This window comes from Streptomyces sp. NPDC002564 (genome assembly GCF_042889645.1).
In the GTDB taxonomy this organism is placed as follows: Bacteria; Actinomycetota; Actinomycetes; order Streptomycetales; family Streptomycetaceae; genus Streptomyces.
Genome location: NZ_JBIARE010000004.1, coordinates 605668 through 629576, shown reverse-complemented (window position 1 = coordinate 629576; position 23909 = coordinate 605668). Strand labels below are relative to the sequence as shown.

The window sequence follows — 23909 nt, the reverse complement described above, 5'->3', positions numbered from 1 at the left end:
GTGACACGCCACGGGCCGACGGGCAAGATGGCCTGAGCGAGTCGGCAAGAAGCGGTAATCAGGGAGGAAGCGTCGTCGTGAGCAGCAGGCCATCCCGAGGCGCTGCTCGCCTCGCAGCCATACTCGACGCGCTCCCGGACGCGCTGGTCCTCGTCAACGCCAACGGCACCGTGGTGAACGCCAACGCCATCGCGCTGGAGGCGTTCGAGGCACCGGGCACCGCGCTCGTGGGGCGCGGTCTGCTCGATCTCCTGCCGGACTTCGACTCCCGGCTGATCCCCGGGTCCATGCGCCGCCCGGACACCATCGACGAGCGCGGGCGCACCAAGCCGACCCGGATGATGGCCCGCCGCACGGACGGCGGCGAGTTCCCCGTCGAGGTCACCAGCTCCCCCCTCGAGGACGGCAGGGCCGCGTACGACGCCCACGGGTACACCGGCGACGAGCTCCTGATGCTCGTCGTGCGCGACCTGTCGGGCACCCTGGACACCGAGGCCGAGCTGGCGCGCTCGCAGCGCCAGACCGAGATGATCCTGCGGGCCGCGGCCGAGGGCGTCGTCGGCACGGACACCGAAGGCCGGGTCGTCCTGGTCAATCCGGCCGCCGCCCAGATACTCGGCTTCCGCGCCAGCGACCTCGGCGGGCAGGAACTGCACCCACTGGTCCTGCACTCGCGCGCCGACGGCGAGCCGTTCCCGTACGAGGAGTCCCCGCTCGCCGACACCTTGCGCTCCGGGCGCAAGCACCGGGTGCGCGGCCAGGTCCTGTGGTCCAAGAGCGGCGCCAGGGTGCCGGTGGACCTGACGACGTCGCCGGTGCGCGACGGGGACCAGCTGGTCGGCGCGGTGATGACCTTCACCGACCGCAGGCCCTACGACGAGCTGGCCGAGAAGCACGAGGCCGCCCTCGCGCGGCACGCGCAGGAGCTGGCCGCCGCCGCCGACCGGCGCGCCGAGGAGATCAAGGCCGCACAGGAGCAGCGGGCCGAGGAGCTCGCCGCCGAGCAGGAGCGGTACGCGGCGCTCGCCGAGCGCGAGAAGGACCGCTTCGAGGAGCTGGCCGAGCGGGAGAAGACGCGCTACGAGACGCTGGCCGCCCGGCACGAGCAGCTGCTCGCCGTCCTCGGCTCGTCCCTGCGCGGCCCGTTGGACGAGCTGCGCCGCGAGCTCGCCGCCCTCGCCTCGGACGACGCGGGCCAGCTGTGGCCCGAGGCCAACCAGGTCCTGCACCACCTGTCGGCCGGGTACGCCCGGATGACGACCCTCGTCGACAACGTCCTCGGCTACCAGCGGCTCGACGCGGGCGACGAACAGCTCTCGCTCACGCCGGTCCTGCTCGACGCGGTCGTCGCCGCGGGCGTGGAGGGCGCGGTCGAGCTGATCGGCCCCGGCCGGGCGCAGTTCGCCGTGCACGCACCGCCGATCCCGCTGCTGGTCGACGCGGGACGGCTCGCCACGGCGCTCGCCCACCTCGTGGCCGACGTGGCCGGCATCGACGCGACCGGCAACACGCGCGCGGACGTCGCCCCCGGCATCCCCGGCGGCTACGTGGACTCCACGATCGTCGTCGCCGCCGCCCAGCGCGGCGAGGTCGTCCGCATCGAGGTGCGGGGTCCGTACGCCGGGGGAGACCCGGTGCACGAGCCGATCGTGCGGGGCGTCGTGCGGGCCCACGGCGGCGTGCTGCAGACGCACGAGGTGCCGGGCATGGGCGGCAGTGCGTATGTGCTGGAGGTGCCCATCGGAGCGGGTGCCGCGGACGCGGCGGCAGCGGCTGCGGCGGGTGCGGCGGACGCTTCGGCGGGTGGTGTTTCCGGGGCGGGTGCCGGTATCGGCGCCTTGGAGGCCGCGCCCACGGGGGCGGGGCCCGCGGGAGCCGTGCCGTCCGGAGCGGTCGTCACGGAGGCGCCTGCCGGTGCGCCCGGCAGCTCCGTCGTGGTGCCCGAGCAGGCGACGGGCGCCGCGGGCGGCGGGCGCCGCCGGGCCCGGCGTGCGTCGGTGGACTCCTTCCTGGACAGTGCCGATAGTGCCGTCAGTGCCGTCACGGGCGGCGCCGAGGGCGCTGCCGACGGTACGGAGGGCGGGGGTGCCGAGGCCGCCGGCGCGAATGCCGGTGCCGGTGCGGCGCCGAGCGGTACGGGGCGGCGGCGCGGGCGGCGCGCGGCGGAGGCCTCTCCGGAGAGCCTCGGCGGTTCCGTGGCCACCGATCTGGTGGGCGGGCCCGGCGGCGCGGGCGGCCACCCCGGCGGCGGCGCGGACGGTTCCGGGGCGCACGCTCCGGAGGCGTCGGGTGGCTCCTCCGGTGGGGGTACGGGACGTCGGCGCGGGCGGCCCAGTGCCGCCGAGGGCGCCGTGATGACGGCCGCCGAACACGCGGCCGGGTCCGCCGCGCTGGGCGAGACGGTGCCGCCCCAGGGCGTGCCCGTCGCCGACGGCACGACCGGGCGCCGCGCACGCCGGGCCGGTGAGCAGCACGCGCTGCCCGCCCTGGCGTCGGGCCCTTCGGAAGCTTCCGGTGCCGTTCCCGGCACCGAACTCGCCGCGGTGGAGGCCGGGCAGGGTGACGCCGCGCGGCCCACCGGACGGCGGGCGCGACGCGCGCTGGCCGCCGCCAAGGAGCGGGCCGCCGCGGAGGAGGCGAACAGCGGGCGGGTCTTCGCGCTGCCGCCCGCCACGGCCGACCGCGCGCCCGGTCAGGACGGCACGGGTCAGGACGGCACGGGCCACCACGCCACCGCGGTCGGCGACGACCACACTCCGCCGCAGGCCCACCCGACGCAGGCTCCCACGGGCCGCCGGGCCCGGCAGGGAGCGCCTGAGCAGGCATCCCCTGCTCAGGAGACGCCTGCTCAGGGGACATCCGCTCCGGGGACGCCGTCGCAGGGAACGCCCGCGCAGGGGACCTCCGCTGCCCCCGACTCACCCGCGGCCGACGGCCGAGGCGGCCACCAGGGCGGCCAGGCCGGCCAGGGGGGCCAAGGGCGTCAGGGCGTCGCGGCCGGTCCGCTGCCCGCGCCGCAGCCGTGGCCCGACGGCACCACGCCGCCCGGCGGCGTGCCCGCGCAGGGCACCCCGCACTCCACGGGCACCCCGGCCCACGGCGTCCCCGCGCCGGGCCGTGGCGGCGCGCTCCCGCCCGAGCGCGGCACGCAGCCCCGCGCGGCCCAGCCGCTGCCCGCCGAGGCGGCGCCCGGCGACCCCGACTCGACGCAGGGGCGCGCGTTCAGCGTGCGGACGCTCGGGCAGGGCGTGCCGTTCGGGCAGCAGATCGCCGACCAGCAGGGCGGTCCGCAGGGCGGCGCCCCCGTACCCGGACCGGGTGCGCAGCAGCCGCCGCGCACCGCCCGCGTCCCCCAGTCGCCGCAGCCCCCGCAGCCCGAGCAGGGCGGCGCGCAGGGGGCACCGGTGACCGGCCCGATGCCCGCGCCGGAGGGCCAGGACGGGACACCGCAGCCCGCGCCCCAGGGGCAGGGCCAGGCGGCCGCGTCCCAGTCCCAGACGCTGGGCGGCTCCGGCCGTCGGCGCAGGCTGTCCACGCCCCCCGAGCCCGCCGCCGAGGCGCGCCCCGAGGCCGCGGCGCGCCCGCACCCGCAGTCCCCTTCGCCCGCCCCGTCCCCGTCCCCGGCGCAGCCGCAGTCCCGCATCTCGTCGACGGAGGGCACCGGACGGTCGTACGCGATCGGCGCGCCCGACGAGGACGCCGACGAGGGGCCGGAGCCGCTGGACGGCCCCGGTGGCGCCGTCGAGGTCGCCAACCGGCCGCAGCCGCAGCCGATGGACGACGAACTGCCGCCCGAGCCGCTGGACAACCCGCGCCGGCTCCTGGTGTGGCCCGCGCCCGACGTGACGACGCAGCAGGCGCTCAGCGACCGCGGCTACCGCCCGGTGATCGTGCACTCGCGCGAGGAGGTCGACGCGCAGATCGCGGCGTTCCCCGCGGCGCTCTTCGTCGACCCGCTGACCGGTCCCATCACGCGGACGGCGCTGCAGTCGCTGCGGCAGGCCGCGGTGGCCGCGGAGGTGCCCGTGCTCGTGACGGCGGGCCTCGGCCAGGCGACGCGCGAGGCGGCGTACGGCGCCGACCCCGCCGTCCTCCTGAAGGCCCTCGCGCCGCGCGACAGCGAGCAGCACCCGTCGCGCGTCCTGCTCATCGAGGAGCACGAGGAGATCGCGCTCGCCCTGACCGCCACGCTGGAGCGGCGCGGGATGCAGGTCGCGCGGGCGGAGAGCGACGCGGACGCGGTGACGCTCGCGGCGCAGATGCGGCCGAACCTCGTGGTGATGGACCTGCTGCAGGTGCGCCGCCGCCGGGCCGGGATCGTCGACTGGCTGCGCGCGAACGGGCAGTTGAACCGCACGCCGCTGGTCGTCTACACGGCCGCCGTCGACGAGACCGAGCTGCCGAAGCTCGCGGCCGGCGAGACCGTGCTGTTCCTGGCGGAGCGGTCCACCAGCAGCGAGGTGCAGGGCCGGATCGTGGACCTGCTGGCGAAGATCGGCACGAACTGACCGGCGTACGCCCGACCGGCGGGAACCGCACGACGTGACCGGCACACGGCCGACCGGGGGGAAGCGCTCGACGTGACCGGTGCCGTCGCACCGGTCGAGGTCGCCGCCCGGCCCGCCCGCTCGTGCCCGGGCCGGGCGGTGACCTCGATTCCGGTCCGGGGCCGCCGCGTCAGAGCTGCGTGACGTCCAGCTCGCCCTCCGCGTACTGCCGGCGCAGCACCTTCTTGTCGAACTTGCCGACGCTCGTCTTCGGCACAGCCGGGACGATGGCCCAGCGCTCGGGCAGCTGCCACTTGGCGACGCTGCCCGCGAGGAAGTCGCGGAGGGTGGCGTAGTCGGCGGTCGCGTTCTCCTTCAGGACGACCGTGGCGAGCGGGCGTTCGCCCCACTTCTCGTCGGGCACGGCCACCACGGCGGCCTCGGCGACGTCCGGGTGGGACATGAGGGCGTTCTCCAGCTCGACCGACGAGATCCACTCGCCGCCGGACTTGATGACGTCCTTGGCCCGGTCGGTGAGGGTGAGGAAGCCGTCCGCGGTGATCACGCCGACGTCGCCGGTCTTCAGCCAGCCGTCCGCGCTGAACTTGTCCTCGGGCCTGAGGTCCTCCCCGCCCGCGCCGCCGAAGTAGGAGCCCGCGATCCAGGGGCCGCGCACCTCCAGCTCACCGGCCGACTCGCCGTCCCACGGCAGGTGCTCGCCGCCGGGTCCGACCAGGCGGGCCTCGACCGAGGCGGGGAAGCGGCCCTGCGTGAGCCGGTAGCCGAACTCCTCGTCGGTGCCGACGGCGTGGGCCGGCGGGCGGGCGACCGTGCCGAGCGGGGACGTCTCCGTCATCCCCCAGGCGTGGCAGACGCGCATGCCGAGCCGGTCGAAGGCCTCCATCAGGGAGGGCGGGCAGGCCGAGCCGCCGATGGTGACCTGGCCCAGCGAGCCGACGTCCCGCGGCTTCGCGGTGAGCTCGGCGAGCAGGCCCTGCCAGATCGTGGGGACGGCCGCGGCGTGCGTGGGCCGCTCCGACTCGATCATCTCGGCGAGCGGGGCGGGCTGCAGGAACCGGTCCGGCATCAGCATGTTCACGCCGGTCATGAGGGTGGCGTGCGGCAGGCCCCAGGCGTTGACGTGGAACTGCGGGACGACGACCAGGGACGTGTCCGCGTCGGTGAGGCCCATCGACTGCGTCATGTTGACCTGCATGGAGTGCAGGTAGATGGAGCGGTGCGAGTAGACGACGCCCTTGGGGTCGCCGGTGGTGCCGGAGGTGTAGCACATGGCGGCCGCGGCCCGTTCGTCGAGCTCGGGCCAGTCGTAGTCGGTGGGCTTGCCGCCGACCAGGTCCTCGTACTCGTGCACCTGCGCGTGGCTGCCCGCCAGGAGGGAGCGGTCGCCGGGGCCCGAGACCACCAGGTGCTCGACGGTCGTCAGCTGCGGCAGGAGGGGCGCGAGCAGGCCGAGGAGGGAGCCGTTGACGATGATCACGCGGTCGGCGGCGTGGTTGACGATCCACACCAGCTGCTCCGCGGGCAGCCGCAGGTTCAGGGTGTGCAGGACGGCGCCTATGCAGGGCACGGCGAAGTAGGCCTCGACGTGCTCGGCGTTGTTCCACATGAAGGTCGCCACGCGCTCGTCGTCGGTGACCCCGAGGTCCTCGCGCAGGGCGTGGGCGAGCTGGGCGGTGCGCTCACCGAGCTCGCGGTAACTGCGGCGGTGCGGGGCGCCCTCCCCGGTCCAGGTGATGACCTGCGACGTCCCGTGCACGGTCATGCCGTGCCGGAGGATCCGGGTGACGGTCAGCGGTACGTCCTGCATCGTGCTCAGCACGGCGTCCTCCTGGGGCGACATCGCCTACGCGGCAGTAGGGGCTGCGCTGATTCTGCGCGCATACCGCTCGGTATGTCACTACTCCAGGGGATGATCGATCATCGGTGGGAGCCACGCTCGGCCCCCCGCCGGGCGGCTCAGCGGACCGGGGTCAGCTCCGGGTCCTCGCGGAGCTTGCCGAGGGCGCGCGACACCGCGCTCTTGACCGTGCCGATCGACACCCCGAGCACCTCGGCCGTCTGGGCCTCGCTGAGGTCCTCGTAATACCTCAGGACGACCATCGCCCGCTGCCTCGCCGGCAGCTTCATGATCGCGCGCCACATCGCGTCGCGGAGCACCTGCTGCTCGGCCGGGTCCCCCGCCGGCGTCACCTCCGGCTCCGGCAGCTCGTCGCACGCGAACTCGTCGACCTTCCGCTTGCGCCACTGCGACGTACGGGTGTTCAGCAGGGCCCGGCGCACGTAACCGTCCAGCGCCCGGTGGTCCTCGATCCGGTCCCACGCCACATAGGTCTTGGTGAGCGCGGTCTGCAGCAGGTCCTCGGCGTCGCTCGGATTCGCCGTCAGCGAGCGGGCGGTGCGCAGCAGTACGGACTGGCGGGCCCGTACGTAGGACGCGAACGACGGGTACGCGGAGGGCCCGGTGGCCCGTGCCGGACCCGTGCCCCGCGTCGCGGCCTTCGATGCGCTGGTGCACACGGTCACCATGGATGCGGTCATGGCTCCACGCTAGAAGTGACCCCTACCGCAGCGGATCGGCCGCAGGTCCCGAAGCCGTGTCCGCCTCAGGTTGTACGAGTGGGGGTGGCTCCACCTCCTACAGGTGGAGGAGAAGGAGCTCCCCTCTGAGGGTTCGCCCCCGGGAGCCACCCGCCGCGCCATCCGCCCGCAGGGCCGGCCGGCCGTTCCGCCTAGCGGACGCGCGCCACCGGGGCGTGCACCAGATTGCGGTCGATCACCAGCTTCTTGCCGCCGTGCCGCTCCTTCACGTTCCCCGCGTACTGGTGGATACGCCGGGCAGGATGCCATGCCCCGCCGCGCAGCACCGGCTCGCGGTACAGGTGCGGCGAGGTGTGCCAGCGCGCGAACCAGATCACCGTCGGCAGATCCCGCACGCCCGCCCGCCGCGCCTTCTCGATGTGCCGCACCCCGGAGTCGGCACTGCTGTAGAAACCGGGGACGTAGCCGTATCTGCGGACCTCGCGGTCCCAGGCGCGGACGAAGGACAGCGTGGTGCGCGCGCAGCGCTTCTTGCGCAAGGAGTACGCCTCCATGTCCAGGTAGAGCGGGCTGTGCCGCAGGATGCCGAGCGCCTTCGCCCGGCGCACCGCGTCGCGTGCCTCCTTCCGCCCCTGGATCCAGGGGTGCCGTCCCATCCGTACGTGCTTCTTGTTCTTCGCGATGACGCACGGCGACTGCGAGCCGACGTACACCGGAAGGACGCGCCAGCCCATCCGCTTCACCGACCGCATCCACGCATGGTCGAGGTGCGGCTGGCGCTTGCAGGCCCGGCCGCGGCCCGCGAAGTAGACGCCGACGGCGCGGTACTTGGAGTGCCGCCAGCGCCGCATGGTGGTGGTGGACTGGGTCAGGCAGGTGTCGAAGGCCCAGCCGTGGAAGGTCGACACCCCGGCGGCGGCGCGGGCCGGGCTGGCACCGCCGTCCGTGTGGTGGGTGGTGCGGGCGGTCGCGGCGCCGGGTGGCAGCGCGGCCAGGTCCACGGCCAGGGCCGTCAGGACGAGGACAAATCCAATGATCAGCTTGCGGAGACGCATACGGCGAGTGAACGGGCCCGGCCCGGGTGCGGGGCCGGGACACGCGCCGCGTTCAGCCGTCCGACCCCAAGATCAGCCCCGATGTGGGGACACCGGTGCCCGCGGTGACCAGGGTGCGGGCGGCGCCCGCTATCTGGTTCACGGACGTGCCGCGCACCTGCCGGACGGCCTCCGCTATGCCGTTCATCCCGTGGAGGTAGGCCTCGCCCAGCTGGCCGCCGTGGGTGTTCAGGGGCAGCCGCTCCTCGGCGACGAAGTCCGCGGCCTCCCCGGCGCCGCAGAATCCGAACTCCTCCAGCTGCATCAGCACGAAGGGCGTGAAGTGGTCGTAGAGGATGCCGACGTCGATGTCGTCCGGGCCGAGACCCGAGGTGCGCCACAACTGCCGTGCCACCACGCTCATTTCGGGCAGCCCGCTCAGGTCGTCGCGGTAGAAGCTGGTCATCTGCTCCTGGGCGCGGCCCGCGCCCTGCGCCGCCGCGGTGATCACGGCCGGCGGGTGCGGCAGGTCGCGGGCCCGCTCCGCGCTGGTCACCACCAGCGCCTGGCCGCCGTCCGTCTCCTGACAGCAGTCCAGGAGCCGCAGCGGCTCCACGATCCAGCGGGAGGCGGCGTGGTCCGCGAGCGTGATGGGCTTGCCGTGGAAGTAGGCCGCGGGGTTGGTCGCCGCGTACCTGCGGTCGGTCACCGCGACGTGGCCGAAGGCGTCCGGGGTCAGGCCGTACGCGTGGAGGTAGCGCTGGGCGGCCATCGCCACCCAGGAGGCGGGCGTGAGCAGGCCGAACGGCAGGGCCCAGCCGAGCGCGGCACCCTCCGCCGACGCCTCGCGCCGCTGCACCCCGGAGCCGAACCTGCGCCCCGAGCGTTCGTTGAACGCGCGGTAGCAGACGACGACTTCGGCCACTCCCGTCGCCACCGCGAGGGCCGCCTGCTGGACGGTCGCGCAGGCCGCGCCGCCGCCGTAGTGGACGCGGGAGAAGAACGAGAGCTCCCCGATACCGGCCGCCTGGGCGACCGTGATCTCGGGGCTGGTGTCCATGGTGAAGGTGACCATGCCGTCCACGTCGGCCGGGGTGAGCCCGGCGTCGTCGAGGGCGGCGCCCACCGCCTCCACGGCCAGCTTCAGCTCGCTGCGCCCCGAGTCCTTGGAGAACTCCGTCGCCCCGATGCCGACGATCGCGGCCCGGCCGCCGAGGCTGTCGCGCGTACGGACGCTCATGCGGTGCCTCCCGCGGGGACGGTCACGGTGACCGTGCCGGTGACGTGGTGGCCCAGGCCGTTGGCCCCGACGACCCTGACGACCGCCGTGCCGCCCCCGGCGCCGGCGTCGATCCGCTCGACCGTCCCGGTCAGCACCATCGTGTCCCCCGGGTAGTTGGGTGCCCCGAGCCTGATCGCCACCTTGCGCAGGACGGCGCCGGGGCCGAAGTGGTCGGTGATGTAGCGGCCGACGAGGCCGTTGGTCGTCAGGATGTTCATGAAGACGTCGGGGGAGCCCTTGGCGTGGGCGAGCTCCGCGTCGTGGTGCACGTCCTGGTAGTCGCGGGAGGCGAGGGCGCCGGACACGATCAGCGTGCGGGTGATCGGGATCTCCAGCCGAGGCAGCTCCTCCCCCTGCTTCCACCCCTGCTTCCACCCTTGCTTCCGCCCTTGCTTCCCCGTCCTGCCGTCCGCCGGTCCGCGGTCCGGCCCGAGCTCCGCCGTCATGCCGCCTCCCCCTCCGCGATCAACTCGCCCAACTCCGCCAGGATTTCCCCGCCGCACCCCAGGTACGCGTCCAGCTGCCGCCCCCACAGGAAGTGCCGGTGCACGGGATGGTCCAGGTCGGCGCCCATGCCGCCGTGCAGGTGCTGGCCCGCGTGCACCACGCGCCGGCCCGCCTCCGACGCCCACCAGGCCGCGGTCAGCGCGTGCGTGCCGTACGACAGGCCGGCGTCCCGGCGCCAGGCCGCCTCGTAGGCCGTGACCCGGATCGCCTCGGTGTCCATGTGGGCGTCGGCGGCCCGCAGCTGGACGCCCTGCTTGGCGGCGAGGGGGCGGCCGAACTGCTCGCGCTCGTTCGTGTGCGCCACCGCGCGGGCCAGGGAACCCGCGCACACCCCGGCCTGGAGTCCGGCGAAGGCCGTGCGCGCGGTGGCCCGCACGTCCTCGTACGCCTCCGGCCCCCCGAGCCGCTCCCCGGGTGTCCCGTCCAGGACGAGCCGCCCGGCCGCCCACGGCGCCGTCAGCTCCACCGGCTCCACGCGCGCGTCGGCGACCCGCACCAGCCACAGGCTCCGGTCGGCCGCGGCCACCAGGACCTGCGTCGCGTCCCGCAGCCACGGCACCCATCCCACCGTGCCGCTGAGCAGTCCGTCGGCGCGGGACCGCACCCCGCCGGTGTCCCGCAGCGCGCCCGTCACGACGGCCGTCCCCTGCCGCACGCCGGGCAACAGCCGGTCGCGCTGGTCCGCCGAGCCGTGCGCCGCCAGCGCGAGCACGCCGTAGACACAGCTCGCCGCGAACGGCACCTGGGCCGTCCTGCGCCCCTGCTCCTCCAGCAGCAGCACCAGGCCGAGCAGCCCGATGTCCTCGACCGCGCCCGGCAGCCCCGCCGCGCACAGCTCCTTCCACAGCTCCGCGTCCGAACCGGTCCCCGCCGCCGCGAGCCGCTCCGGCACGGCGAGGTCGGCGAAGATCTCCGCGGCCAGCTCGCGGGCGGCGGCCTGCTCCTCCGTCGGCGTGAAGTCCATGTCAGACCCCACCCCCCGCGCCGTCCGCCACGGCCCGGAACACCGGGATCTCCAACTCCGCGTCCACGCGCCGGAACTCCAGGCGCACCGGCATGCCGATCCGCACCTTGTCGTACGGCACCCCGGTGACGTTGCTGATGATCCGCACGCCCTCCGCCAGCTCGATCAGACCCACCGCGTACGGCGGGTCGAAGGCGGGGAAGGGCGGGTGGTGCATCACCACGTACGAGTAGACCGTGCCCTCGCCGCTCGACTCGACCGTGTCCCACACGAGGGAGCCGCAGGCGTTGCAGCCCGGCAGCCAGGGGAAGCGGAGCGTGCCGCAGCCGCCGCAGCGCTGGATCAGGAGGCGGTGCTCGGCCACGCCCGCCCAGAATCCGGCGTTGTCCCGGTTGACGACGGGGCGGGGCCGCTTGCCCTGCGGTTTCTGCCGCGCCGGGGCGTACTTGAGGATCCGGAAGAGGTGCGTGCCCGCGAGCTCGCCGCCCGCGTGGACGTCCATCCGGGTCGTGATGAAGTGGCCCGTGCCGAGCTTGGTCGTCTTGCGCTCCGACACGGACTCGATGCGCGCGTCGAAGCTGATCTCGTCGCCGGGGCGCAGCGGCCGCAGATACTCCTGCTCGCAGTCGGTCGCGACCACCGAGGTGTAGCCCGCGCCGTCGAGCAGGGCGAACAGCTCGTCGTGGGCGACGAAACGCCCGCCGTTCGCCGACAGGCCGCCCATCGTCCACGCCTGGAGCATCGTCGGCGGCGCCACCGCGTCCGCGCCCGCGTACGCGGGGTTGGTGTCGCCCATCGCCTCGCACCAGTGCCTGATCATCGGCAGGTTCACCGGGTCCTTGCCGTGCCCGGTCTCCTCGGCGGTCCTGCCCTCGAACGCCCGCAACTCCTCGTACGGGATGTCCTTGTACGGGATGCCCTTGTACGGGATGTCCTTGTCCGCGGCGCCCGTGGCCGCGGTCCCCTTGTCCGCGCCGCCCGCCCGGGCCCGGTCCTTGTCCGCGATGTCCTTCACCGTCGTCCCCTCCGCATGCCGAGCCGCATCGTCGCGACGATCTCGCGCTGCACCTCGCTCACCCCGCCCCCGAATGTGTTGATCTGCGCGGCCCTGTTCATCCGCTCCAGCTCGCCGTCCCCGAGAACGCCCGGCGAACCGGCCCGCACGAGCCCGGCCTCGCCCGTGATCTCCTGACACATTCGGTACACCTCGACCGCCGACTCGGTTCCCGCGAACTTCACCCCGCTCGCGTCGCCCGGGGCCAGCCGGCCGGTCGCCACATCCCCCACCAAACGCCAGTTGAGCAGGCGCGTCGCCGCCAGCCGGGCATGCACCTCGGCCAGCTTCGACCGGACCCACGGGGCGTCAACCCGACGCTCGCCCGTCACCGGATCGGGGGTACGTGCCCGGGCGAGGGCCGCCGCGTAGCAGTCCTCGGCCTGCATGCCGATCGCGGCGAGCGCGACCCGCTCGTGGTTGAGCTGGTCGGTGATCAGGCCCCAGCCGCCGTTCTCCTCGCCGACCAGGTGGGCGGCCGGCACCCGGATCCCGTCGTAGTAGGTCGCCGTCGTCGTCAGGCCGCCCACCGTCTCGATCGGCGTCCAGGAGAAGCCCGGCGCGTCGGTCGGCACGAGGAGGATCGAGATCCCCCGGTGCTTGGGGGCGTCGGGGTCGGTGCGGCAGGCCAGCCAGATCCAGTCGGCGTTCTGCGCGTTCGAGGTGAAGATCTTCTGGCCGTCGACCCGCCAGCCGTCCCCGTCGCGCACGGCCCTGGTCCGCAGCGAGGCCAGGTCGGTGCCCGCGGAGGGCTCGCTGTAGCCGATCGCGAAGACGAGGTCGCCGCTGAGGATGCGTGGCAGGAAGGCGGCCTTCTGCTCCTCGCTGCCGTGCTTCATGAGGGTCGGCCCGACGGTGTTGAGGGTGACCATCGACACGGGGGCGCCCGCGCGGTAGGCCTCGTCGAAGAAGACGAACTGCTCGTCGGCGCCGCGCCCCTGGCCGCCGTACTCGACGGGCCAGCCGAGCCCGAGCATGCCGTCGGCGCCGATGCGCCGCAGCAGCCGGCGCTGTCCCGGCGCGTCACCGCTGTCGGGCGGGCCGTCGGGCATCACGTCCCGGAAGTACGCGCGCAGTTCGGCACGCAGGCGGAGCTGGCGTTCGGTGGGGGCGAGGTGCACGGGGGCGGCCTCTCCGTCTCGTACCGACAAGGGTTTCTGACTGTCCGTCAGATCCCTTGCCGGTGTCAAGAGATCACCCCGCACCTCGTGCCTCCGTCGTGGACGTCGAGGACGCCGAGGACGTCGTGGACGCCGCGGAGGCCGCGGAGGCCGCGGAGGGGTGCGCGCCGCACACGCCTGTGCGGCGGTGCCGAAGCACCGCCGCACAGGACGTCACACCCCACAGCCCGATCCCCGCGGAGCCGTCCCGAGCGGCTCCGGGGGCTGTCGGTTCACCAGAGCTCGGTGAAGTTGACCGCGATGTTCTCGTTCGACTGGTGGATCGCCGTCCACGCGGAGCCGTTCACCTGGGCGGTGTTGCTCTGGTTGGAGGCGCCGTTGCCGACGGCCTGCTGCTGGGTCGTGGACGAGTTGCCGTGGTTGTCGTGGCCGACGCCACTGCCGTTCACGGTCGCCACACCCGCGTTCGATCCGTTGTCCGCGAAGGCACCGTTGTCGGCCGTCGCGACGCCCGTGAAGAGCGCGGCAGCCAGCGGCAGGGCAGCGGCGGCGGCGATGATGCGGGCGGTACGGATGCTTGCCATGTCAATTCCTCCAGAGCAGGAGGTACGCACCGACGGGAGGCCGGAGGTACCAGAAGTACGGCTTTTCCCAAGGCAGTTGGCCGACCGCCTTGGTGTGCTGCACGACGTCGCGGAACCAGAGTTGCCCACCGAATCCCCGGCGAACCACCCCGGAAGCCCCGATTCCCCCGCAAGCGTGAGGACATGTCGATAAACACGTTTCGCGCCCCCAAAGCCCTGTTCGGCCTCTTTCCGGCCCGCCCGGCTTCCGCCGCGTCGCAGCTCAGCCCAGCCGCCGCAAGAGGCGAAGCGTTCCGCCGGACCCCGCCGAAATGGCCCGAGCAAACGGAAGCCGCCCCTCTCCGGACGCACCACCCGGGCGCGCCCCCACTCGCCCCCTCTTCCCTTCTTCGAACGTACGTACGAAACTGAAGGCATGGCCACCACCGACCGCCATGCCACCACCCTCGCGCTCGCGCACGCCCTGTCGGCCGCCGAACGCGGCCTCGCGGTGATCCCGCTGTCCCGCAGCAAGCTCCCCGCCCTGCGCTCCCCCCACCACGACGACCCCCGGCCCACCCCCTGCCACGGCGAGTGCGGCCGCCTCGGACACGGCGTGTACGACGCGTCGACCGACCCGCGGCGCATCCGCGCCCTCTTCGCCGCGGCGCACTGGGCCACCGGCTACGGCATCGCCTGCGGGCTGCCGCCGCACCATCTGATCGGCGTCGACCTGGACACCAAGTCCGGCGCGGACGCCTCGGCGGCCCTGCGCGCCCTGGCCCTGCGCCACCTCTTCACGATCCCGGACACCGTCGTGGTGACCACGCCGAGCGGCGGCCGGCACATCTGGCTCGCCGGGCCCGCCGACGCCGTGGTCCCCAATTCGGCGGGCCGGCTCGCCCCCGGCATCGACATCCGGGGCGCGGGCGGCTACCTCGTCGGCCCCGGCTCCCGCACCGAACACGGCGTCTACGGAACGGTCGCCGGCACGTCCGGACTGCCGCCCGCGCCCTGCCCGCCCGCCCTGCTCCGGCTGCTCGCGCCCACGCCGCGCGAGCAGCACCCGACCGCGGCCCGCCCCCACGGCAGCCCGCCGCCCGGCGGGGACCGGGACGCCGATGCGCAACGCGGCGAGGGCCTGGTGCAGTTCGTCCTCGCGGCGCACGAGGGGCAGCGCAACACCCGCCTCTTCTGGGCCGCCTGCCGCGCCTACGAGAACGGCCTGGGCGAGCTCCTCGGGCCCCGGCTCACCGATGCCGCCGTCCGCGTCGGCCTCACGGAACGCGAGGCCCGCTCGACGATCGCCTCGGCGGCCCGCCTCACCGGGTACGCGTAAGGGAAGCAGGGCAAAGCCCTCGAATATGACGAAGAACAAAGAAAAAGCAGGCCGCCTTTCGACGGCCTGCCACTTCTCACCCCATCCGACCGCTTGCCCCTACGCGTCGTACGGGCCGTCGAAGATGCGGCGCGTCAGCACTTCTTCTTGGTCTTGACCTGAACCCAGCCACGGCACTTGCCCGGCACGACGGGACCCTGCACCGGGACGTTCTTGTAGATGTAGTGGTTCTTGCACACCTCGACCTGCGAGAGATCGAGGCATGCGTTGGGGTCGAACGTCAGGGCCTCGGCCTCGGTCGCGTTGCCCGGCGCCGCGACAAAGAGCGTGATGCTGAACAGCCCGGTCAGGACCGCCACGCAAGCCTTACGCATTTTCCATCTCCCGTTTCACGTGTAAGTGCCAGATTCCTGGCGCCGGGAGATCATGCGTTTCCGCCAACTCCGTGTCAAGGCTGGATAAATGCTCCGCAGAGCAAACGGGAAGTAGCCGCAAAACCGGCAAAACATTCACGCGGGATACCCCGATGACACCACAATCCGGACGCACAAATGTTTGCGCGACGGCTAATTCACCCCAAGGGTTCCACCGGGATTTCCGCCGCACCGGAGTGAATTATGGCCAACGTCACACACGGCCAATCGAAGATCATCAAGGGCCTTCCCCGATTCACCGCGGCCATCACGAAAGCCATTACAACAGCAATGACGACACATCAGGACCCCCTGCACGCGGGCGAGTTCGGGTGGCCCCGGCACACGGTCCGGGACGCGAGAAGGGGTGCCCCTCGACGAGGAGCACCCCTTCTGGCCGGTCCTGTGTGTGCCGGCCGGCAAGCGGTGGGTGTGGGATTTGAACCCACGGTGGCTTGCACCACGACGGTTTTCAAGACCGTTCCCTTAGGCCGCTCGGGCAACCCACCCCGCGCCGCCCACCGGAAGCGGATCCGGGCGGCGCGGGGACAAGACTAGCGGGTCAGCTGTCGCCCTTGCGCTGGCCCAGGGTCACGTCGACCGTGTGCTCCTTGCCGCCGCGCTCGTACGTGATCTTGACCGTGTCGCCGGGCTTGTGGGTCCAGATCTGGCCGATCAGGGTCGGGCCGCTGTCGATCACCGTGTCGTCCAGCTTCGTGATGACGTCACCGGGCTTGAGGCCCGCCTTGTCCGCCGGGCCGTTGCGGGTGACCGCGGCCGAACCGCCCGCGCCCTCCTGGGAGATCGTCGCGCCGTTCGCCCCTTCCTGCTGGAGGGAGACCGAGGCGCCGATGACGGGGTAGACCGGCTGGCCGGTCTTGATCAGCTGCTGGGCGACCTGCTTGGCCTGGTTGACCGGGATCGCGAAGCCCAGGCCGATGGAGCCGGACTGGCCCGAGCCGCCGAGGCCGCCGCTGTCCGCGGGCTTGATCGCGGAGTTGATGCCGATGACCGCGCCGCGCGCGTCGAGCAGCGGGCCGCCGGAGTTGCCGGGGTTGATCGACGCGTCGGTCTGCAGGGCGCTCATGTACGAGCTCTTGCCGCTCTGGCCGCCGTCGCTGGAGGTCACCGGGCGGTTCTTGGCGCTGATGATGCCGGTGGTGACGGTGTTGGACAGGCCGAAGGGGGCGCCGATCGCGATGGTCGAGTCGCCGACGGCCACCCGGTCGGAGTTGCCCAGGCGCAGCGGCTGCAGGCCGTCGGGCGCGTTCTTCAGCTTGATGACCGCCACGTCGTAGCCCTCGGCGCGGCCGATGACCTCGGCGGCGAACTTCTTGCCGTTGGAGAACGTCACCTGGAGCTTGCCGCCCTCGGCCGCCGACGCCACCACGTGGTTGTTGGTGAGGATGTGGCCCTGGGTGTCGTAGACGAAGCCGGTGCCCGTGCCGCCCTCGCCGCCGCCGCTCTGCGCCTCGATGGTGACGACGCTGGGCAGCGCCTTGTTCGCGATGCCGGCCACCGAGCCGGGCTCGCGCTTGAGGTCGGCGGGGGTGTCGGGGGCGGAGACCGTGGTCGAGCTGGTGTCGCTGTCGCCGCGCTCCGCGGCCCAGTAGCCGATGCCGCCGCCGACGCCGCCCGCGATCAGCGCGGCCGCGATCACCGCGGCGACCAGACCGCCGCGCCGCTTGCCGGGCTTCGGCTCCTGCGGGTGGTACGAGGCACCCCAGCCGGATCCGCCGCCGTCCGTGGCGTACGACGGCACGGCGGGCGGCGGCGGGGGCGGCCAGTTCCCGGCGCCGGACGCGGCCTGCGGGGCTCCGGCGGGGGCGTGCTCGGGAGCGTGGGCGGGGGCAGGGGCGTGACCGGGCGCGGGGTGCGCCCCTCCGTACCCCGGTTCATGCCCCGGCTGCCCGGCCGGCGCGGCGGCCGGTCCGGTGTGACCGGGCGCACCGGACGTACCGGGCGCACCGGGCGCACCGGGTGCGTCGGGCGCACCGGACGTACCTGCGGCAGCGGAGTCGGCGGGAACAGCGGGAGCGTCCACCGGCGCGGGAGGCGCGGACGGGGCCTGGGGTACCTCGTTGCCCTCGTTCTCGGTGCTCACAGCTCTTCTCCTCGGTCCATGCTGTCGTTGTGCGGCTGTCGTTGTGCGGCTGTCGCCGCCGTCGGGACGGCTGTCGCCGCCGTCGGTGCGGCGGTCGTCGCGGCTCCCGCCGCGGGCGTTCTCGGTCACGGCCTGGCTGTGCCCACGGTGCATCTGTCTGCAGTCAGCTTTTCCCATGGGCTGTCAGGGCACCATAAGCCGATCCTGTGTGTCCGGCGCCCGGGAGGACCCGTCCGGCGAGCCGTCGGGTACCCCGTGATGGCACGATGACGCGGTGACCCTCGCACGACAGCACCAGATCCAGGTCGTCGCCCACCGCGGAGCCTCCGAGGACGCTCCCGAGCACACGCTGGCCGCGTACAAGAGAGCCGTCGAGGACGGGGCCGACGCCCTGGAGTGCGACGTACGCCTCACCGCCGACGGCCATCTCGTGTGTGTGCACGACCGCCGGGTGAACCGTACGTCGAACGGCCGCGGTGCCGTCTCCGCGCTCGAACTCGCCGATCTCGCCGCGCTGGACTTCGGTTCCTGGAAGAAGGACCACGGCGAGGCCGACGAGGGGCCGGACTGGGAGGGCTCCGCGGGTGAGGACACCTCCGTCCTGACCCTGGAGCGGCTCCTGGAGCTGGTGGCCGAAAGTAATGCATCGGGGCGCCGGGTGCGGCTCGCCATCGAGACCAAACACCCCACCCGGTGGGCGGGCCAGGTGGAGGAGCGGCTGCTGCTGCTCCTCAAGCGCTTCGGACTCGACACGCCCCCCGAGGAGGGCCCCTCGCCGGTCCGGGTCATGAGCTTCTCGGCGCGCTCGCTGCACCGCGTGCGGGCCGCCTCCCCGGCGCTGCCGACCGTCTATCTGATGCAGTTCGTCTCGCCGCGCCACCGCGACGGGCGCCTGCCGGAGGGCGTGCGTATCGCAGGTCCCGCCCTGCGGATCGTGCGCAACCACCCCTCCTACGTGGCGAAGCTGAAACGCGCGGGACACCAGGTGCACGTGTGGACGGTGAACGAGCCCGAGGACGTCGAACTCTGTGCGGAACTGGGGGTCGACGCGATCATCACCAACCGCCCCAAACAAGTTCTGTCCCAACTGGACCGCCTGGGACTCCGTTAACTTCCGTTACAGGGTGTGCACCGGCGCGTTCGGTCCGTATTCGATCGTTACGAGTGCGTCACCGGGCATGGATTGGCCGGTTTCCGGTCCAGTCCATTGGGGCATCCACACCGTGGCGTGGGGCGAAGGAGGTCTCGGGGGTGGCGTTGGTGGTGGCACGGGAGGTGCCCACGTCGTCGAGCATGGCCGTACCCCATGGCCCTGCGGGCGTGGGGGAAGCAAGACACCGGATGCGTGATCAGTTGCGCATGAGCGGAGTCTCGGAGTCGGTCGTCGACGATGCCGTACTGATCCTGTCCGAATTGCTCAGCAACGCCTGCCGGCACGGCAGGCCGCTGGGCCGCGGGATGGTCGGCGACGGAGACGTACGAGCGGCGTGGCACGTCGACAAGACGGGCCGCCTGACGGTCGAGGTGACGGACGGCGGCGGCCCGACCCGCCCGGTCCCCGCCACGCCGTCGGTCACGGCCCACGGCGGCCGCGGGCTCAACATCATCTCGGCGCTCGCCGACACCTGGGGCATCCGTGACGACGTGCACGGCGAGGTCACCGTGTGGGTCGTCGTCCAGGCGGGGCACGCGCAGGAGGATTTCGCTACGCGCGTCGCCGCGCCGTCGGCCGCCGCGATACCCGACCTCGCCTTCGCGGACCCCTTCGACGACCTGGACTGACCGCGCCGCGCGGCCCGCCGCCGACGGACCGGGTGCGCCCGGCCGCCCGGGAGTACGTCCCGTCGGCCGCCGTGCCAGCGGCTAGGCTCGCGCCCGTACGCAAGAGAGCCGTAGCCGGGAGACACCCAAGATGGCCAAGAAGCGCCCCCAGCCCCAGGGCAAGCAGCCGCAGCTCAAGGACGGGGAGGTCCCCGTCGTCGGCGCCCGCGAACCCTGCCCCTGCGGTTCGGGCCGCCGCTACAAGGCGTGTCACGGCCGGGCCGCCGCGCACGCGGTGACCGAGCTGGTGCAGCGCCCCTTCGAGGGCCTGCCCGGCGAGTGCGACTGGATCGCGCTGCGCGAGCTGGTGCCCGCCGCCACGGTCGAGCTGCCCCTCAAGGGCGGGCTGCCCGAGGGCATCCCCTCGGTCTCCCTGGCCACCGTGCTGCCGATGGCGTGGCCCGCGCTGCGCCGCGACGACGGCTCGGTCCTGCTCGGCCTGCAGAACGACACCGCGTCCGGCGACATCAGCCGCGACCTGGCCGACACCCTGCAGCGCGCCCTGGAGGCGGAGCCGGGCACGCCGGTCAAGGGCCGCCGCGCCCCGGCCGACGGCCCGCGGCTGCAGGACCTGCTCGACCCGGAGGGCTCCTTCGAGCCGGTCGTGCACGCCGGTTTCGAGTTCTGGGTGCCGGACGCGGAGAACGCCACGCCGGAGGTCACCGCCTCCCTGGAGCGGGCGAACGACGCCGCCATCCCGACCGCCAAGCTGACCGGCGTGGACGCCGCGTACTGGTGCGAGACGCCGGAGAAGAACCACCTGCGCTGGGTCATGCCGCACCCCGAGGAGCGGCTCCTCGACGCGCTGGCGCGGCTGCACGCGGCCGGCACGTCGAGCCTCGGCGAGGGCACCCGTCTGGTCGGTTCGTTCCGTGCCCACGGTCTGACCGTGCCGGTGTGGGACCTGCCGACCGGCGTCACGGCGGCGGACGTCGAGAAGCCGGCCGCCGAGTTCGCCGAGCGGCTGGCGGCGGCGCTCGCCGCGGACACGCCGCTGACCGCCGACGAGCGCCGGGCGCGCGGCGGCCTCACCAACCGTCAGGTGACGCTCAGCTGACCCGTGCCGCCGCGCACGGTGCGGGCGGGGCACGGCGCTCCTCGCGTGCCGTGCCGGGTCGCATCACTGACGCGCCAGTCAGTCGGCGCGGCAGTGAGCGGAATGGGTGACTCCTGTCACAACTCCCGGTACTCACAGGTAAATCCCTGTCCGGATAACTGAGATCGAATTTGCCAGGAGCCGATCTCTTGTTACCGTTCAGGTAGCCCGGTTGCTGGTGCATCCCCCGTCGCCAGCAACCGGGCCCTTTCATGCCCGGAGACCGGTTCAGGACTCAACTGTCCTGCGGGGATGCCGAGTTGCTCCCGGAGCGCAGCAGCAGTCCGCCCGCCTCGTCCGCCGCGTACTCCGCCACCGCCGAGTACGCCGCCGCGTCGCCCGCCGAGCGCTCGCGCGGGGTCTCGCACGCTGCCGGTTCGTCGCCCGCGGCCACCGCGCAGTGCATCTGCACGGTGCGTGCGCCGGGGCCCATCAGGGTGAGGACGGCGGTCAGCCGCTCGCCGGTGGCGTTGCGGTAATAGGTACGCGCCCAGGTGTCGCGGCCGAGCGTCAGGACACAGGTCTGCGCCTCGATGCCCTCGGGCGTGGAGAGTTCGGGGCCGCACCGGGTGGCCGTCGTCGCGCCGGGGCCGGTGGGCGGCGAGGCGTCGGCGCGGTCCGCCGCGGGCCGCTCCGGCGGCGCGGGGGCGTCGATGCGGTCCTGCGAGGGGGCGGGGAGGGGCGACTTCGCGTCACCGTCGCCCACCGGCCCCGCGGACGCGCCGGCGAGCGGCAGGAGAGCCGTGACGGCCACGACGCCCAGGAGCAGGATCAGGCGGGGTTGCATGACCCGAAGATAACGACAGCGGGCGCGCGGCCGGCTCGCCGCGCGCCCAATTCCCCTACATCTCGGGCGCGCTCACACCCGTACGAGTGAGGGCGTCGACGACGGCGTCCACGACCGCCTCGACGTCCGGCACCCAGGGCGCGGCGGAGCCGGGCAGCGGCGCGCGCTCCCAGCGGACCGGCCCCTGTCCCGTCTCGGAGGGGGGCAGGGCGAGATAGCCGCCCTCGCCGTGGAAGCGCAGGGAGCCGGGGACGTAGTCCTTGGCATAGAGGAGCTCGCCCAACTGGGCCATGGAGTAGGGCGCGACGAGGACGTGCAGCCGGGCCTCGGTGGCGACCACCGGGCCGAGCCTGATGCCCGCCTCGTCGAGCGCGGCCAGGGCACGCACGCCCGCGTCCGCGGGGAGGCTGACGGAGCACGGCGCGCCGCCTCCGGTGGCGAGCACGACGGGGGCGCCGGGTCGGTTGGTCCACCACCAGCGGATCATCCGCTCGTCGGTGGTGGCCGCGAGGAGTCCGGGGTCGAGAGGATGCGCGCCGGGCACCACGCAGCCTGGGTCGGGGCAGGCGCACCGGCTGCCGTCGCGTCGGTCGAGGCCGACTCCCGGCAGGACGGGCCACCGCCATGCGGTCGCGAAGGTCAGGGCCGCGCCGAGCTGTCCGGCGCTCCGGCCGGGCTTCCTTCCGATTCGCCAGGACAGGAGCCTGCGTCGCCTTCCGAGGATCTCGCGCATGAGCGCTCGTTCCTTTCCGTTGCACGCCGGCGTTAGCCGGGGAGACTGCGGGCCACATCACACCATGTGTGGATCACTTCGCTGTACGTACGAGCTGGCACATCTGACCCCAGCCTGTGGCATGGGGAACCACTCTGAACCGAGCGTTGACGTGGCGTGGGGTGGCGGCGCCTGGCGTTTGCCGTCCCGCGATATTGCTTGCCGCCTCCGCCACGGGAGGATGGGGCACGGTCGTCGTGAGTTAGGACGCCCGGGTCCTTCGCCAGGTTCCCGGACGGGCCCCAACTGCCCCTGGCCATCACTGAGTACGTACCCAGCGCGACCACTGCAACGCTCTACCGAACAACGTCAGTCGACCCCAATATGCCCTAACCCGGCGCTGTTTTCAGCCAACTTTCCAAGATCTTTTTATGCTCCCGGAATTCCCTCGGACACCAGGAATCCCGGCAGGACAATGCTGGACATCCCCTCACCAGTGCGTGTACATCTGGAGACATTGCTAGCGGCGCAGAATGACATGGGGGTTTGCGATGCTATCGAGCATTACGCACCGGCCGGAAAGCCGTCAGCCATGAACGCCCCGCACCTTCCGAAAGTGGCCGGAATCGACTCCACGGTTCCGCCACCGGCACACACTGTCGCGCCCGCCGCGCAGGTCGCGCCCGCGGCGGCACCCACGGAGGGCACCGCCCTGCCGGGACCGCCCGCCGCCGTGCTCCAGGACCGCCTCGCGGGCTGGGTCTCCGACCTCACCACGCTGCACGAGCTGACCGAGCGGATCGCCCGCACGGCCACCCTCGACGAGGCCCTGCGCGAGCTCCTGCGCGCCGGCGCGCACCTGGTGGGCGCCCGCCGCGGCCTCGCCGTCGTCGAGCCCGCCGACGGGCTCGGACCCGACACCACCGTCGGCCTCGGCCTCGGCCGCGCCGACCTCGGGCACCTGGAGACCGTGCCGCGCGGCGCCACCGCGTACGGCAGGATCCTGGACGCGGCCCAGGGCCAGACGGGTGCAGTTCCCGAGGAGCCCGAGGACATCGCGCAGCCCGACCTGCTCGCCGAGGACGGCCTCGACCCCCGCCACCGCGAGGTCGCCGTCCGCCTGGGGTACGCCGCGAGCTACGCCGTGGCGCTGGGCACCGGGACGGCGGGCCGGATCGGCGCCGCGGTCTGGCTCTACGACGAGCCCGCCGGGCCCGACGAGCGCCGCCGCCACCTCGTCGGCCTCTACACCCGCCAGGCCGCCGAACACGTGGCGCGGCTCATCGAGCTCGACCGGGTCCGCACCGCCGACGCCACCCTGCGCGAGGAGCTCATGCCCTCGCGGCTGCCCCGGGTCGCCGGGGTGCAGCTCGCCGCCCGGCACCGCACCGGACCGCGCGGCGGCGGCGACTGGCACGACGCGCTGCCGCTGCCGGACGCCGCGCTCGGGCTCGCCGTCGGCTCGGTGACCGGCTCGGGGCCCAGCGCCGTCGCGGCGATGGGGCGGCTGCGCGCCTCCCTGCGGGCGTACGCGGTGATGGAGGGCGAGGACCCCGTCGCCGTCCTGTCCGACCTGGAGCTGCTGCTGCGGCTGACCGAGCCCGCGCGCTCGGCGACCGCCCTCTTCGCGTACTGCGAGCCCGCGCTGCGCAAGGTCGTGCTCGCCGGGGCCGGGCACAGCCCGCCGCTGATCGTCGGCGAGCGGCGCACCGAGTTCGTGGAGACCTCGCTGTCCGCGCCGCTCGGCATGCTCGCCTGCTGGGAGGCGCCGAGCGTGGAGATCAGCCCGGAGCCGGGAGAAACGGTGCTGCTCTACACCGACGGACTGCTGCACCGCACCGGGGACGCGATGGACCGCGCCTTCGCGCGGCTGCACGCGGCGGCCGCGGGCGTGCCCCGGAGCATCCGGGACGACCCCGGCGCCATCGCCGACCACGTGCTGCACACCGTCCTGCCGGACGGTCTCGACGCGGTCGACAGCGACGAGGACGTGGTGCTCCTGGCGGCCCGCTTCGAGTGAGCGGGACCGGGCCGCGACCGGCCCGGTCAGTGAGGTGCCGGGCACG

19 protein-coding genes and 1 tRNA gene are annotated in these 23909 nt (G+C 73.6%); 6 read left to right on the top strand and 14 right to left on the bottom strand.

Annotated features, from left to right (window positions below):
- The first annotated feature begins 77 nt into the window (after positions 1–77).
- Positions 78–4508, top strand: coding sequence for a PAS domain-containing protein (locus ACFYXE_RS18105; protein WP_389313436.1), 4431 nt, complete (start codon positions 78–80; stop codon positions 4506–4508).
- Positions 4509–4677: 169 nt separating this feature from the next.
- On the opposite strand, the gene ACFYXE_RS18100 is transcribed toward ACFYXE_RS18105, so the two are convergent.
- The 9 genes from ACFYXE_RS18100 to ACFYXE_RS18060 form a co-directional block, all read right to left on the bottom strand.
- Positions 4678–6348, bottom strand: a complete 1671-nt coding sequence (locus ACFYXE_RS18100) for a long-chain fatty acid--CoA ligase (protein ID WP_389313434.1) — start codon at positions 6346–6348, stop codon at positions 4678–4680.
- 116 nt (positions 6349–6464) lie between these two features.
- Positions 6465–7046, bottom strand: a complete 582-nt coding sequence (locus ACFYXE_RS18095) for a SigE family RNA polymerase sigma factor (protein ID WP_389313432.1) — start codon at positions 7044–7046, stop codon at positions 6465–6467.
- A 191-nt stretch (positions 7047–7237) separates the two neighbouring features.
- The gene (locus ACFYXE_RS18090) at positions 7238–8101 is read right to left on the bottom strand and encodes a DUF1906 domain-containing protein (RefSeq protein WP_389313430.1); all 864 of its coding nucleotides are present in this window, start codon (positions 8099–8101) and stop codon (positions 7238–7240) included.
- A gap of 52 nt (positions 8102–8153) precedes the next feature.
- Positions 8154–9320 (bottom strand): lipid-transfer protein, encoded by a 1167-nt coding sequence (locus ACFYXE_RS18085; protein WP_389313428.1) that lies wholly within the window; start codon positions 9318–9320, stop codon positions 8154–8156.
- Positions 9317–9808 (bottom strand): MaoC/PaaZ C-terminal domain-containing protein, encoded by a 492-nt coding sequence (locus tag ACFYXE_RS18080; protein ID WP_389313426.1) that lies wholly within the window; start codon positions 9806–9808, stop codon positions 9317–9319. The genes ACFYXE_RS18085 and ACFYXE_RS18080 overlap by 4 nt, the downstream gene beginning before the upstream one ends.
- Positions 9805–10833 carry an acyl-CoA dehydrogenase family protein gene (locus tag ACFYXE_RS18075; RefSeq protein WP_389313424.1) on the bottom strand — a complete coding sequence of 343 codons (1029 nt, stop codon included), beginning with the start codon at positions 10831–10833 and terminating at the stop codon, positions 9805–9807. The genes ACFYXE_RS18080 and ACFYXE_RS18075 overlap by 4 nt, the downstream gene beginning before the upstream one ends.
- A gap of 1 nt (position 10834) precedes the next feature.
- Positions 10835–11764 carry a bifunctional MaoC family dehydratase N-terminal/OB-fold nucleic acid binding domain-containing protein gene (locus ACFYXE_RS18070; RefSeq protein WP_389313670.1) on the bottom strand — a complete coding sequence of 310 codons (930 nt, stop codon included), beginning with the start codon at positions 11762–11764 and terminating at the stop codon, positions 10835–10837.
- Positions 11765–11844: 80 nt separating this feature from the next.
- Positions 11845–13008 carry an acyl-CoA dehydrogenase family protein gene (locus ACFYXE_RS18065; RefSeq protein ID WP_389313668.1) on the bottom strand — a complete coding sequence of 388 codons (1164 nt, stop codon included), beginning with the start codon at positions 13006–13008 and terminating at the stop codon, positions 11845–11847.
- Between the two features lie 272 nt (positions 13009–13280).
- Positions 13281–13592 (bottom strand): hypothetical protein, encoded by a 312-nt coding sequence (locus ACFYXE_RS18060; protein ID WP_361176600.1) that lies wholly within the window; start codon positions 13590–13592, stop codon positions 13281–13283.
- 415 nt (positions 13593–14007) lie between these two features.
- Here ACFYXE_RS18060 and ACFYXE_RS18055 point away from each other — a divergent pair, with 415 nt between their 5' ends.
- Positions 14008–14910 (top strand): bifunctional DNA primase/polymerase, encoded by a 903-nt coding sequence (locus tag ACFYXE_RS18055; protein ID WP_389313421.1) that lies wholly within the window; start codon positions 14008–14010, stop codon positions 14908–14910.
- A 134-nt stretch (positions 14911–15044) separates the two neighbouring features.
- On the opposite strand, the gene ACFYXE_RS18050 is transcribed toward ACFYXE_RS18055, so the two are convergent.
- The 3 genes from ACFYXE_RS18050 to ACFYXE_RS18040 form a co-directional block, all read right to left on the bottom strand.
- Complete coding sequence (locus ACFYXE_RS18050) at positions 15045–15284, bottom strand: hypothetical protein (RefSeq protein ID WP_361176596.1); 240 nt, start codon at positions 15282–15284, stop codon at positions 15045–15047.
- A gap of 463 nt (positions 15285–15747) precedes the next feature.
- Positions 15748–15832 (bottom strand) — tRNA-Ser (locus ACFYXE_RS18045).
- 53 nt (positions 15833–15885) lie between these two features.
- Positions 15886–17427, bottom strand: a complete 1542-nt coding sequence (locus ACFYXE_RS18040; protein ID WP_389313418.1) for a S1C family serine protease — start codon at positions 17425–17427, stop codon at positions 15886–15888.
- Between the two features lie 274 nt (positions 17428–17701).
- On the opposite strand from ACFYXE_RS18040, the gene ACFYXE_RS18035 reads away from it, so the two are divergent.
- The 3 genes from ACFYXE_RS18035 to ACFYXE_RS18025 all read left to right on the top strand — a co-directional run bounded on the left by ACFYXE_RS18035 (position 17702) and on the right by ACFYXE_RS18025 (position 20305).
- Positions 17702–18538, top strand: a complete 837-nt coding sequence (locus ACFYXE_RS18035) for a glycerophosphodiester phosphodiesterase (protein ID WP_389313416.1) — start codon at positions 17702–17704, stop codon at positions 18536–18538.
- A gap of 53 nt (positions 18539–18591) precedes the next feature.
- A complete protein-coding gene (locus ACFYXE_RS18030) occupies positions 18592–19209 on the top strand; it encodes an ATP-binding protein (RefSeq protein WP_361176576.1) in 618 nt (205 codons plus the stop codon).
- A 130-nt stretch (positions 19210–19339) separates the two neighbouring features.
- Entirely contained in the window at positions 19340–20305 is a 966-nt protein-coding gene (locus ACFYXE_RS18025) for a DUF5926 family protein (protein ID WP_389313413.1), read from the top strand.
- A gap of 274 nt (positions 20306–20579) precedes the next feature.
- On the opposite strand, the gene ACFYXE_RS18020 is transcribed toward ACFYXE_RS18025, so the two are convergent.
- Positions 20580–21131 carry a hypothetical protein gene (locus ACFYXE_RS18020; RefSeq protein WP_389313411.1) on the bottom strand — a complete coding sequence of 184 codons (552 nt, stop codon included), beginning with the start codon at positions 21129–21131 and terminating at the stop codon, positions 20580–20582.
- Positions 21132–21186: 55 nt separating this feature from the next.
- Complete coding sequence (locus ACFYXE_RS18015; protein WP_389313409.1) at positions 21187–21864, bottom strand: bifunctional DNA primase/polymerase; 678 nt, start codon at positions 21862–21864, stop codon at positions 21187–21189.
- 454 nt (positions 21865–22318) lie between these two features.
- On the opposite strand from ACFYXE_RS18015, the gene ACFYXE_RS18010 reads away from it, so the two are divergent.
- Positions 22319–23863 (top strand): PP2C family protein-serine/threonine phosphatase, encoded by a 1545-nt coding sequence (locus ACFYXE_RS18010; protein WP_389313407.1) that lies wholly within the window; start codon positions 22319–22321, stop codon positions 23861–23863.
- Positions 23864–23909: the final 46 nt, after the last annotated feature.

Excerpts from the sequence above, each read along its gene's own strand:
- ACFYXE_RS18100 (WP_389313434.1), bottom strand. The coding sequence starts at position 6,348 with ATGTCGCCCCAGGAGGACGCCGTGCTGAGCACGATGCAGGACGTACCG.
- ACFYXE_RS18095 (WP_389313432.1), bottom strand. The coding sequence starts at position 7,046 with ATGACCGCATCCATGGTGACCGTGTGCACCAGCGCATCGAAGGCCGCG.
- ACFYXE_RS18090 (WP_389313430.1), bottom strand. The coding sequence starts at position 8,101 with ATGCGTCTCCGCAAGCTGATCATTGGATTTGTCCTCGTCCTGACGGCC.
- ACFYXE_RS18085 (WP_389313428.1), bottom strand. The coding sequence starts at position 9,320 with ATGAGCGTCCGTACGCGCGACAGCCTCGGCGGCCGGGCCGCGATCGTC.
- ACFYXE_RS18080 (WP_389313426.1), bottom strand. The coding sequence starts at position 9,808 with ATGACGGCGGAGCTCGGGCCGGACCGCGGACCGGCGGACGGCAGGACG.
- ACFYXE_RS18075 (WP_389313424.1), bottom strand. The coding sequence starts at position 10,833 with ATGGACTTCACGCCGACGGAGGAGCAGGCCGCCGCCCGCGAGCTGGCC.
- ACFYXE_RS18060 (WP_361176600.1), bottom strand. The coding sequence starts at position 13,592 with ATGGCAAGCATCCGTACCGCCCGCATCATCGCCGCCGCCGCTGCCCTG.
- ACFYXE_RS18055 (WP_389313421.1), top strand. The coding sequence starts at position 14,008 with ATGGCCACCACCGACCGCCATGCCACCACCCTCGCGCTCGCGCACGCC.
- ACFYXE_RS18050 (WP_361176596.1), bottom strand. The coding sequence starts at position 15,284 with ATGCGTAAGGCTTGCGTGGCGGTCCTGACCGGGCTGTTCAGCATCACG.
- ACFYXE_RS18025 (WP_389313413.1), top strand. The coding sequence starts at position 19,340 with ATGGCCAAGAAGCGCCCCCAGCCCCAGGGCAAGCAGCCGCAGCTCAAG.
- ACFYXE_RS18020 (WP_389313411.1), bottom strand. The coding sequence starts at position 21,131 with ATGCAACCCCGCCTGATCCTGCTCCTGGGCGTCGTGGCCGTCACGGCT.
- ACFYXE_RS18015 (WP_389313409.1), bottom strand. The coding sequence starts at position 21,864 with ATGCGCGAGATCCTCGGAAGGCGACGCAGGCTCCTGTCCTGGCGAATC.
- ACFYXE_RS18010 (WP_389313407.1), top strand. The coding sequence starts at position 22,319 with ATGCTGGACATCCCCTCACCAGTGCGTGTACATCTGGAGACATTGCTA.